Raw genomic sequence first — 11,902 nt, 5'->3', positions numbered from 1 at the left:
TACAAGGTCATGGCAACAAAACTTACTACCATTACAGGGCATTATCATAGTTATGTAGAAGATCAGGTGTTAACCCACTATCAGCTCAATGAAACTATTGATTATTTTGATGACCAAAATCGATTGGATAGAATCTCTCTTACGGGTACAGGAATTGTTTGTGGCTTTCAGCTTTCTGCCAATGCCGACTATTCTACCGTAACCATAACACAAGGAACCGGAATTACGACAGACGGGGATTTGATAAAATTAAAAAAAGAGACAGACAAGCCATTGTCCATTCTCCTTAAACAAAAATTGTTTACTGTTGATTTTGCCAAGATCGATTACAAATCCTACCGATTGTTTGATAATGATAAAGGCAAGTACCTTCCTTTTAAAGATATCAACAATGTGATCCTGCCGATGTGGGAATTACTGCCTGAGAAACCACTCGGAACTCCTTTGGAAAGTGGCGAATCTTTATTAACCAGTTTTGTTAATTTAAAAGATCATGTTGTAATACTGTATCTTGAAAATTATACCAAAGATGCCTCTTTGTGTGATGAAATTGATTGTTCCAATAAAGGTGGGGAAGAAATTTTCAATATCAGAGTTTTGGTAGTGAGCCAGGCAAATGCCAACAGCATTATTGGTAAAAATGGTTTTCCGGAAAAAGACAGTCTTTACAATAAATATGACGTTTTTCAAAAATACAGTCAGCTTGACGAATTGGGAGTCAAAAAAGTAATCCCAACCTTTAACAGTACCTCAACAACCAATCAGATCAAACAACTTTTTAATACGGTGGTCAATGATAATTCGTTCCGAATTGACTTAATTGCCAATTTAAGTACTGTTCTTTCTTCTTTTGGTTATTCAGCTCCGCTTTTAAGTATTGTTAACCGCATCAATATTTTATTTACAATTGACCCGAACAATATCCCGGCAGACATTCATTATCGATACGATTTATTAAAAGATATCGTGGCGACTTACAAAGAATTGAAAGACCTTTTCATACAACTCAAATCAGAATGTAATCCGTCTATTACTTCATTTCCAAAACATTTATTGCTGGGAGTGGTAACCGATAACAGTCGCTTTAAAAATTACAGACATCAATTTTACAAAGCGTCTCTTTTAGATCAGAATAAAACATTCAGCAATTTTGACTCTTTGGTGCGAAGACTTAAAGGCATTTTAGATAATTATCTGGTAACTGCTAATAGTATTAAAATTACCCCTTCTAAAACAATGGGGAAATTAGGAGCTAAATCGGTTCCTTACTATTATAATGTTGATGACAATTTATTGCATGCCTGGGATTTTGAAAAAAGCAATCTTTATATTCATCAAACCAATTTCAGTTACCACACGACTAATCTGTTAAACAACGATTATATCAAAGCACCGTTGGGGTATTGCATAGACGATTATGATTTTTACCGTATCGAAGGTTATCTGAATGATAGCGTTGATGATGTAAAAACGTTTCTAAATGCAAAGAAAATCGAGTACGGATTGGATTTTGATTTTTACATCCTGGACATCGTTGAAAATGCGGCCGATCTAAAAGTTTTATTCAATACCAATTATTCGTTTGAACATAAAGCCGGTGTAAAAAAAGGAGGAACTTTATTGCTGTTAAAATCAGGAGCCACCTTCATAACCGATTTTGCCATTGAGGGAAAAATAAGTCCCGACAGCGGATTGGGCTGTTGTGCCATTACAGAATGCATGTACCCTTGGATCAGTTCCTTAAAATACATCAATAATTTATCGCGAAGCCTTAAAGGAACACCAAGTAACATCAAGGCAATGCCAACGCATTATATTCTTAATGTGAGAAAGTACAGCATCAACGGGGTGAATTTAATCACTGCTCCGGTCATCGTCAGAATTCCGTTGACCGATGTGTTTTTACGCAGACTTCATGTGGTCATGCAAACACTCAACACCCAATTCCCGACAGGTCTTTTGTTTGATTTTATTGAAGAACAAAAGAAACTCAAAATCATGAAATTGGACAAAGATAAATTTGAATTTGAAGTTCAGGACATCACGCAAAAATCGACTAGTCCTGTCTATAAATTTACGGAAACCGGAGTGACCAGAAATGGCAGAATCTATCGTGCTGAGGGTATTACTTGCTCGGTTCTTAATGCACACAATCAAAACATCTATCGAAAAATTCACAGCAACTATGATCCGATCAATAAGGATGATGACGACTTTGGAAGATTTGATGAAGACTGGAGAAAATGGGAGATCCTTAAAAAACGTTTAATCCGTCATACCGCTATCGCTAACTACCGCAGATTTATTGACAATTTTGAACACTTCGAGAATATTCCAAGCGTAGATGTAAATAAAAGTGTGGGACTTGAATTACGTGAAATTGCACGTGCTCTTCGCGCTGCCGATACAAGAGTTACCGATATTTATATTGGAGGAGACTGGACCAACGGAAACTGGGTAAACAGCACCATGTGCAACTACTATAGTACCATGCCTTGGAGCACCAACGATGATTTAGTTTTATTCATCAACCTTAGAAAAAAATTACATAATGAGGATCGTGTGAGCAAATACATGATTCACATCAACAATAATATAAACATAAATTTAAGTCAGTTGGCCGGAGTAATCAGTTTGTATTCTAAAAAAGCGGAGTTTTATTTTCAGAAACCGACAGAAGGAAATTTTATTAAGATACCGGTATAAAAAAAGATAAGCTTCAGACCAAATAAAGCTAGCGAGTCTGAAGCTTATAAGGGGCGGCAAACCATCGAAAACACATGAAAGAGACGAGATAAAAGATACACGAGTGCACCACACGACGCAAACAAAGCAAACAACAGAACAAATGCCCAGTATTCCCACATCGGGAGTATCAAAGATAGAAAAAAAAATCAAATTACCAAATAAAAATGACTAAAAATTCACATAGCATCCAAAAAGTTTTTTTAGAGATAGACACCCATTCTATGGTGATGGCTGATGCTATCAAAAATAACCTTGCTGTGTTTATAGAAAAGGAGTTGGTTCCTATCTTAGAGGAACAATTTAGTCACATTAAAAACCCTGATAATCAAATCATTCAAATAGAAAAACTGGAAATTTCTATCCAGTCCGATACCGAAAAAAATGATGTTTCCTTCTTTACTAGTGAGACCAAAAACGATATAAAAAACCGAATCGAAAAAGAGATTCAAAAGGCTTTACAGGACGTACAAAAAACGTCTAAAAATGAAGTCGAAGAAGTACCCGAAATGCGCATAATTTCTTCAGACGATAAACAAATCAAAACCTTACTTTATTTCATAGAAAACGGAAGTATGCCCTGGTGGACTACCAGCGAAGAAGAAATCACTTTTTTTGAAATAGTAAATTCCAATACACTTCAAAATGATCGTTTTAAACTTTCCTTTCACAAATTAATACATCAAAAAAGGGTTCAAAAACGTATTATCAATCAATTCTCCAATTCTGAAATTGCGCTTTTGAGTGCCGTTTTTTTAAGTTCCGAAGTGAATCAAAAAACGCTTTCAAAAAACAGTTTATTAGAAGTACTCTCTAGTCAGTCGCACGAATTTAAAGCTTCGTTTTGGCATTTGATTTTTGAGATTTGGACCGATCAAAAAGCAGCTTCCCTTATCCCCTTTTATTACAAAAATCAAGCTCTTTTTTCATCAAAAAACACAACACTTGAGCTTTTTATTCAAAGTATAAAAACATTCTTTCCGCTTCCTATTAATGACGATGAGCTCCTGCAAATAAAGACTGCTTATTTGATTTTTAAAGAAGCCAAACCAATTATAAAGCCCTCTCTTTCAAAAGGTAATAACGAAAAAAACAGGATTAAAGGAAAAGAAAAAGAACAACCTTTTCCTGATACAAATTCGGATACTACTAAAGAAAAATATGCCTTCGAGTTGGCATCAGAATCAATATCAGAAACGTCTTTGATAAAAGAGGAATTATTAATTGAAAAGGAGAACGATGAACTTCAGGAAGACAATAGCGATTTCAAATCCTGTTATGTGAAAAATGCAGGTTTAATCCTCTTGCATCCCTTTTTAAAAGAAATGCTAAAAAGCTGTGATTTAATAGATGATAACAACATCCTTTTAAACAAAGAATTGGCTGCACATCTTTTGCATTATGCCGCTACCAAAAGAGAAAATGACTACGAACATGCCCTGCTTTTTGAGAAGTTTTTATGCGGAATCCCATTGCAGCAGTCCATACGAAGAGAGGTTAAAATTAACGACAAACACAAACAACAAGTAGAAGAAATGTTAGACTCTGCCGTGTATCATTGGTCGGCTTTAAAGAATACTTCTACGGCTGTTTTAAGAAGCGAATTTCTGCAAAGAGAAGGCAAATTGGACTGGAGTGAATCGAATCCAAAATTGTCTATTGAACGAAAGACGCAGGATCTTTTACTCGAAAAAATTCCGTGGAATATTAGCATCGTCAAAATTCCGTGGATCGAAAAATTAATCTATACCCAATGGTAAAAATTTATAGTTATGAGAGCATTTGAAAAACGAAAAAAAGACAACCCTTCTAACACTACTTTTTTTAGCTCTAAAATTCAAAAAAAGCTAAAAACCGGAAGTGTGGGAGATCAATTTGAAGTAGAAGCGGATCATGTAGCAGATAAGGTGGTGAATAAAAGTTCGGCTGATAGTGGTCTTTTACAATCGAAAGAAGAAGTGCAGCAAAAATCTGTTTCAGAAACGATCTCTTCCGTTCAAAGTAAAGAAATGAAAGAGGAACCTGCACAGAAAAAAGCAGAAGAAAAGGAAGAGCCGGTTCAAAAGAAAGCAGAAGAAAAAGAAGAACCTGTGCAGAAAAAAGCAGAAGAAAAGGAAGAACCGGTTCAAAAGAAGGCAGAAGAAAAAGAAGAGCCTGTGCAGAAAAAAGCAGAGGAAAAAGAGGAACCGGTACAAAAGAAAACGGAAGAGAAAGAAGAACCCGTGCAGAAAAAAGCAGAAGAAAAGGAAGAACCGGTACAAAAGAAAGCAGAAGAAAAAGAAGAGCCTGTGCAGAAAAAAGCAGAGGAAAAAGAAGAACCTGTTCAAAAGAAAACAGAAGAGAAAGAAGAACCTGTACAGAAAAAAGCAGAGGAAAAGGAAGAACCGGTACAAAAGAAAGCGGAGGAAAAAGAGGAAAAGAAACCCAAATCCCACGTTGAAAATAATTTAAAAAAAGGAGGCGGAAATCCTCTGGGGCGGGAGATCAGACTGGAAATGGAGAATGCTTTTGGGGTCGACTTTAGTGCCATCAGAATCCATACCGACGAAAATGCGGTTACCATGTGCCAGGAAATGGGCGCACAAGCTTTTACCAATGGTGTGAATATCTATTTTAATAAAGGAAAATACAACCCCAACTCCGGTGAAGGTAAAAAACTATTGGCCCATGAACTGACGCACACCATTCAGCAAGGAGTAACAGGCAAAAAGAAAAAATAAAGTACCAAAACGTAGTTATCATGAGTTCTTTTTCTAAAAAAAATAATTCTCTTTCCAATCGCGCCGTTCCGTCAAAGGAACAGGGGGAAGAGTCTTTTTTTGGAGTTCAGGCAAAACTGAATATCGGGAAATCCAATGATAAATACGAAGTTGAAGCCGATGCTACGGCAGACAAAATAGTTTCAAACAAAGAGAGCAATTCCAAGGGATTCTTTACTCCAACCCAAACTTCTTTAGTTCAAAAACAAGCGGCAAAAGAAGATAATGAAGTCCAAAAAAAGGAAGAAAAGGAAGAGAAAGAACCCATTCAGAGAAGCGCTACGAGTGATACGACTCCTACAAACACTTCCGCTTTAGAAAGTAAACTTCAAAGCAGTAAGGGTGGTGGATCTCCATTAGGAAATGCAGCAAAAAAAGAAATGGAATCAGGTTTTGGAACCGATTTTAGCGATGTAAGGATCCACAACGATGCTACCGCCATTCAAATGAATAAAGAATTGGGGGCACAAGCCTTTGCCAGCGGAAACGACGTTTATTTCAATCAGGGAAAATACAATCCGGAATCACAAAGTGGTAAACACCTGCTCGCCCATGAGCTTACCCATACTTTACAACAAGGGGCTAAACCCGATATCCAAAAACAGAATACGCCAAATTTGGACAGTCTGAATGAAATGTTGGATAGTTTTAATGTGCCAGAAGATGAGGTTATATTGATGTGTTCTCAACTTAACGCCTCAGAAAGAGCCATTGTGTCAAGTGACGGCAGTTATAAAAGAAGAATGGCCAGTGCGCTTGATGTAGCAGAAATGACCAGAGCGGTAAACAATTTAGGATTGCCTCTGAATAAAAAACTGGAATGGGTAAAAGAAGCCGCCACTTTTGGAACTTTCTTTATGGCATACAGTGAGATTAAAGATATGATTACTTCCGCAGATCAGCCGCAGAGAGATGCTTTAAAAACCGATACTTGGAAATCCTTTTTTGTTGATGTTTGCACCGATGCCACTATCATCGAGGCTTTAAACGATTTGCAATTTGATCTGATCACTAAATTAACCTGGCTTAAAGCCGAAGTGATCATCACCAGCTGGGAAGTTGATTATGCCATTATAAAACCTTGGATTACACATGCCAATACCACTCAGACCGAAAGAGATTCACTAAAAACAAATGCTACTGTTGGTTTGAATTTCTTTGTTGATATCTGTACCAATACCACCATGGTCGAAGCTTTGAATGATTTGCAATTTGATCTGGTAACCAAATTAACCTGGCTAAATGCCGAAATGTCCGTAACCAGCTGGGAGCTTGATTACGCCACTATAAAACCCTGGATCATTAGCGCCACCCAGGTAGAAAGAGATTCTTTACAAACAAACACCACTGTTGGTATGAATTTCTTTGTTAGTGTCTGTACCAATACCACCATGGTAGAAGCATTAAACGACCTGCAATTTGATCTGGTAACCAAATTAACCTGGCTAAACGCTGAAATGACCATCACCAGTTGGGAACTCGATTATGCGACTATAAAACCCTGGATTATAGCCTCCAGCACCACACAAATTCAAAGAGATGCTTTAAAAACAAATGACTGGAAAGCCTTCTTTATATCGGTATGTACCAATGCCAACATCATTGAAGCGGTAACCGATTTGAATTTCGACGTCCCAACCCAATTGGATTGGATTACTACAGAAGGAGGTGATTTTGTCATTATACTCACCTGGCTTCTTAATCATACTACCGATTATGATATTATCAGAAATTACATTACCAGTGCTTCTGCCAGTGAAAGACAGGCCGCATTGGCCGATGCTTCCATTCGAACTTTGATAAATTCAAAATTAACGGCACCTTTTTCGGTGGGTATTTTCTCTCATCTACTTTTAAATTCGATGTTTTGGAAAAATCCAGATAATAATGATTTTTTCGCTCACTTTGTAACAAGTGGCGGAAGCGCACCACTGCCAGCAACAGCGACCATGAATTGCTGGGAAAGTATTATGTATGCCGCGTTTTTAGCCAATAAAGTAGATGCGGCCTGGATTCAACATTTTTACAATATTGCTTTTGCTGCAAGTGATCCAAATGCAGTTATATGGAATCAATTAGGCTGGAATAGTGCCTTACCAACCTATCCACCTGCAGTACCAACTGCTGGGCAACTGATTTTTTATACTGAAATTGGTCGTCCTTATCCGGGACACGTGGCAATGGCAATCGATGCGACCCATGCCATAAGTCTTTGGTCACAACCTAATAATACTAATTTTATACAACGCATAAATATTACAGATCTGACAGGTGTAATTCAAGTTGCAAACCCGCCATGGTAAAATAATTCAACATGAAAAAGACATTGTTATTATTATTATTTTTAACATTCACTAAATGCAAAAAACCCGTTAACATGAATATTCAAGCCAAAAATGAACTTACTCTTGAAATCGTCTACAGCCAACAGACCGATTCGATTCCGGTTTTGTCAAAAGACAATTCGGGTACTCAAAAGGGTATTGAATATTCCCGAATTGACATCCCAAATCCTGCCCTTGCATTTCCAAAAACATATCTCGAACTCTTTGGTTCTCCTGAGCATCTTATTGGGCGATATGCTTCTGAAAATGGCAAAAAAGACAATACTTTCTTCACTCTTTTCAATAACAATTTTAAATATGTTGCTGTTGATTCTGATGTTATTGATCTCTTACTTACGGACACCGGAGATTTTTTAAAATTAACTTTCGACTCGATTACTCTGGAAAGAAAAGACGGAACTAAAATTCAATATCCTCTAAGTGGAATGAAAATTATTCCATCTGAAAATAAAGCTATTTGGGTTATTGGTTTAAACGATACATGGTTAATCGATGCTGATTTTAAAACTATAAAACGCTTTGAGTGGACTGGTGGCATCAATACCATTTCATACAACGATAGTCTTATTTGCTTTAATAAATCCCGCGATGCTATTCTTTCGCTGGACAAAAACGGTGTAACAAAATCAGAAAAAACAGTCCTGAAATATGGCTACTTTGAAAATTTAGCAGGCTACTGGGGCAACCAATATATTACTTTGGAAGGTACTACTTTGAGATGGTATGATGGTCCTGAATTAAAAGGAGAAATCGGACTACAATCGGCCGGAGTTTTGAATAATGGTGAAGCTTTTGTTTCCTATACTAAAAACAAAACCACCTATTTACTATCGAACTCCTTATCAAAAAAATGGGCGCTTCCGGAAAATTTCGATAAGCAAATTCTCCCTGTTGTTTTTGAAAAAGAGAATGGGTATTCAGCGTATAATTTATCTAACTATTATGAATTCAGTAAAAATGGAACAACAGCCGAATCCTTGCATGTTATAAATGAAATGCAATACCAAAAGGGTGTTGCCCCTTACAGATGGATAATTGGACAAAGCCACTATTTTAAAATCGTTAATTACAACCAGTTGATTCTATCAATAGCAGGTCCTAAAGAAATAATTTTGATTGAAATAAAGAGCCCTTTTTAGATTATGGAATAACAAATGAAACGAAAAGTTTATGAGTACCTTTCCAAAAAAGTCAAATTCTAACTCAAAACATTCCCCTTCGACAGTGGAGAGAGGAGAAGAATCCTTTTTTGGTGTACAGGCAAAGCTCAACATTGGCAAATCAAATGATAAATTTGAAGCCGAAGCTGATGCTACAGCCGACAAAGTAGTCTCTAATAAAAAAAATAATTCGAAGGGATTTTTTACTCCACCCCAACCCGCTTTAGTTCAAAAACAAACCGCCAAAGAAGATCAAGAAGTACAGAGCAAGGAAGAAAAAGAACCACTTCAAAAAAGTGCTACAACGGATACCAATCCTACCAATACCTCAGCATTAGAAGGTAAACTTCAAAGTAGCAAAGGCGGTGGTTCTCCGTTGGCCAATCAAACAAAAGAAGAAATGGAATCGGGCTTCGGAGCCGATTTCAGCGATGTGAAAATTCACAGTGATTCTAACGCCATTCAAATGAATAAAGAATTGGGATCACAGGCTTTTGCCAGCGGAAACGATGTGTATTTCAATCAGGGAAAATACAATCCCGATTCACAAAGTGGCAAACATTTACTTGCCCATGAGCTTACCCATACTTTACAGCAAGGAGGCAATAAACCCAATATTCAAAAAGAAGATCCACCCAACCATCTGGACAGTCTAAACGAAATGCTGGATAGTTTTAACGTTCCCGAAGATGAGGTGATATTGATGTGCTCTCAACTTGAAGAATCGGAACGAGCAACGGTTTTGGCGGATGGTAGTTATAAAAGACGAATGGCCGATGCCCTTAATGTAGCAGAAATGACCAGTGCCGTCAACAATTTAGGGTGGACTCTGGATAAAAAACTCGAATGGGTACAAGCTGCGGCGACTTTCGGAACTACATTTATGAGCTACAGCGAGATTAAAGGAATGGTAATCGCTGCAGACCAACCCCAAAGAGACGCTTTAAAAACCGATACCTGGAGAAGCTTTTTTGTCGGAGTTTGCGACAATACGACTATGGTGGAAGCCTTAGACGACTTACAATTTGATCTGATCACCAAATTAACCTGGCTAAAGGCAGAAATGACCATAACCAGCATGGAACTCAGTTATTCCACTATAAAACCCTGGATCACACACGCCAATACCACTCCGGCAGAAAGAGATTCCCTAAAAACAAATACGGATGTAGGTATGAGTTTCTTTGTTGATGTTTGCGACAATACGACCATGGTGGAGGCCTTAGACGACTTACAATTTGATCTGATCACCAAATTAACCTGGCTAAAAGCAGAAATGACCATAACCAGTTGGGAACTCAGTTATTCCACTATAAAACCGTGGATCATTCACACCAATACAACGCAAGCTGAAAGAGATTCCCTAAAAACAAATACGGATTTAGGCATGAGTTTCTTTGTTGATGTTTGTACCAATGACACAATGGTCGAAGCATTAGACGACTTGCAATTTGATCTGATCACCAAATTAACCTGGTTACACGCCGAAATGACCATAACCAGTTGGGAACTCAATTATCCCACCATAAAACCGTGGATCATTCACGCCAACACCACACAAATTGAAAGAGACTCCTTAAAAACAGAGGAATGGAAAGCCTTTTTTGGCAGCGTTTGCACCAACGTAACGATCATCGAGGCCTTAACCGATCTGCAATTTGATTTAAAAACTAAAATTGAATGGACCCGAACAGAGGCCGGTTTAGAAGAAGTCAAACAAATTATCGAACTCGCCACAAAAGCAGATCGTGATTTGGTATGGAATGATGCCGCCTACCTCGCCTCTCTTCGTTCAGAAGTTGGAGACGACTATTATTTATGGGTAATTATTAAGTTAAGAATGCTGTTTGTTGGAAGTATTGCGCATACTTCTGCTGTAGATGCTGACGCCGCAATTCAAACGCATCTGTCTGCTTATGTAGGCGGTGGAGTGGCAGAAGGACGTCAAATTGAAGGATTTGTAGCCGTTGTTGATACCTTAAACTGGAATATTGCCGGAGAGAACCATTATGGCGCATCAGTATGGGCAACAAAAAACGTAAGTGGATTTGTAGACAGCGAACGCAGGGTATGGATCGAGCAAAATAGCGGTAACCCCGGTACTATGGTACATGAGGGAACACACAAATATTCGACGCGGACATTAATAAACCTCAGTCAGCCGCTAAATGAAGGAGTGACCGAATATTTTACCCGAATGGTTTGTAACGCAGCCGGAATAAACATTTCAACAAGAACAAATTACCAGGACAATTGGACTACCGCCACAAAATTAGTCGCATTAGTCGGAGAAGCCGTTGTAGCCGCTGCGTATTTTGATGGGGATACAGATACCTTAGAAAGTACTTTTGTTAGTGCCGGAGGTACAGGCTGGAGTACTTTCCTAAATGAAACTAAAAGTGGAAACTGGACTGCTGCCGATGCGTACTTATAAAAAAATAGGATTTTATTGTCTTGTAAGCCTGGCACTGGCTACTTGTTCCCGAAAAGACAACAGAAATAATAACCAATTAAAAACAACCAACATGTCAGATTATTTAGAGCATGAAAAAACTAAAATAGACCGTTTACTGCATTCCTTTTCGAAGCCTCTCAAAGAGATTCCTCCTACTCCTACAGCCAATGAAGCAGCTGCTGAGTATGCCGTGAGCTATGAGGTAATTGACGAAAATGTTGTTTGTGTCATCTATATTTATGAAAATCAGCAAAAACATGAGGATGCTCTAAAATACTTTACCGCTAACCCCAGTGTCAATCTGAAAAATTCATTATTCAGTTCTAACGGACGGCTCTTTTTTTGGGGATATCAAAAAACAGACAATCCAAAAGAGCGATATACTTTAAATGCCTTAGCAGCTGCTTTTGCAGGTGAAGAGTAAATAATCACAGCTTA

7 protein-coding genes are annotated in these 11,902 nt (G+C 37.9%); all 7 read left to right on the top strand.

Going from position 1 to position 11,902, the window contains the following annotated elements; genetic code table 11:
- Window positions 1-9 precede the first annotated feature (9 nt).
- The gene (locus ACHRV5_RS12990; RefSeq protein ID WP_395427033.1) at window positions 10-2,706 is read left to right on the top strand and encodes a hypothetical protein; all 2,697 of its coding nucleotides are present in this window, start codon (window positions 10-12) and stop codon (window positions 2,704-2,706) included.
- A gap of 206 nt (window positions 2,707-2,912) precedes the next feature.
- Window positions 2,913-4,505 (top strand): contractile injection system tape measure protein, encoded by a 1,593-nt coding sequence (locus tag ACHRV5_RS12985; RefSeq protein WP_395427032.1) that lies wholly within the window; start codon window positions 2,913-2,915, stop codon window positions 4,503-4,505.
- Between the two features lie 12 nt (window positions 4,506-4,517).
- Window positions 4,518-5,465 (top strand): DUF4157 domain-containing protein, encoded by a 948-nt coding sequence (locus ACHRV5_RS12980; protein WP_395427031.1) that lies wholly within the window; start codon window positions 4,518-4,520, stop codon window positions 5,463-5,465.
- A gap of 20 nt (window positions 5,466-5,485) precedes the next feature.
- Complete coding sequence (locus ACHRV5_RS12975) at window positions 5,486-7,807, top strand: DUF4157 domain-containing protein (protein WP_395427029.1); 2,322 nt, start codon at window positions 5,486-5,488, stop codon at window positions 7,805-7,807.
- Between the two features lie 74 nt (window positions 7,808-7,881).
- A complete protein-coding gene (locus ACHRV5_RS12970; protein ID WP_395427028.1) occupies window positions 7,882-8,988 on the top strand; it encodes a hypothetical protein in 1,107 nt (368 codons plus the stop codon).
- 31 nt (window positions 8,989-9,019) lie between these two features.
- Window positions 9,020-11,443: a DUF4157 domain-containing protein gene (locus ACHRV5_RS12965; RefSeq protein WP_395427027.1), complete on the top strand. Its 2,424-nt coding sequence runs from the start codon at window positions 9,020-9,022 to the stop codon at window positions 11,441-11,443.
- A gap of 91 nt (window positions 11,444-11,534) precedes the next feature.
- Window positions 11,535-11,888, top strand: a complete 354-nt coding sequence (locus tag ACHRV5_RS12960; RefSeq protein ID WP_395427026.1) for a hypothetical protein — start codon at window positions 11,535-11,537, stop codon at window positions 11,886-11,888.
- Window positions 11,889-11,902: the final 14 nt, after the last annotated feature.

This window comes from Flavobacterium sp. FlaQc-52 (genome assembly GCF_044007495.1).
Classification (GTDB): domain Bacteria; phylum Bacteroidota; class Bacteroidia; order Flavobacteriales; family Flavobacteriaceae; genus Flavobacterium; species Flavobacterium cupriresistens.
This window is presented reverse-complemented; position numbering and strand designations above follow the sequence as displayed.

Bases quoted from the DNA above. Each gene is read 5' to 3' on its own strand.
- ACHRV5_RS12990 (WP_395427033.1), top strand. From the start codon at position 10: ATGGCAACAAAACTTACTACCATTACAGGGCATTATCATAGTTATGTA.
- ACHRV5_RS12985 (WP_395427032.1), top strand. From the start codon at position 2,913: ATGACTAAAAATTCACATAGCATCCAAAAAGTTTTTTTAGAGATAGAC.
- ACHRV5_RS12980 (WP_395427031.1), top strand. From the start codon at position 4,518: ATGAGAGCATTTGAAAAACGAAAAAAAGACAACCCTTCTAACACTACT.
- ACHRV5_RS12975 (WP_395427029.1), top strand. From the start codon at position 5,486: ATGAGTTCTTTTTCTAAAAAAAATAATTCTCTTTCCAATCGCGCCGTT.
- ACHRV5_RS12970 (WP_395427028.1), top strand. From the start codon at position 7,882: ATGAATATTCAAGCCAAAAATGAACTTACTCTTGAAATCGTCTACAGC.
- ACHRV5_RS12965 (WP_395427027.1), top strand. From the start codon at position 9,020: ATGAGTACCTTTCCAAAAAAGTCAAATTCTAACTCAAAACATTCCCCT.
- ACHRV5_RS12960 (WP_395427026.1), top strand. From the start codon at position 11,535: ATGTCAGATTATTTAGAGCATGAAAAAACTAAAATAGACCGTTTACTG.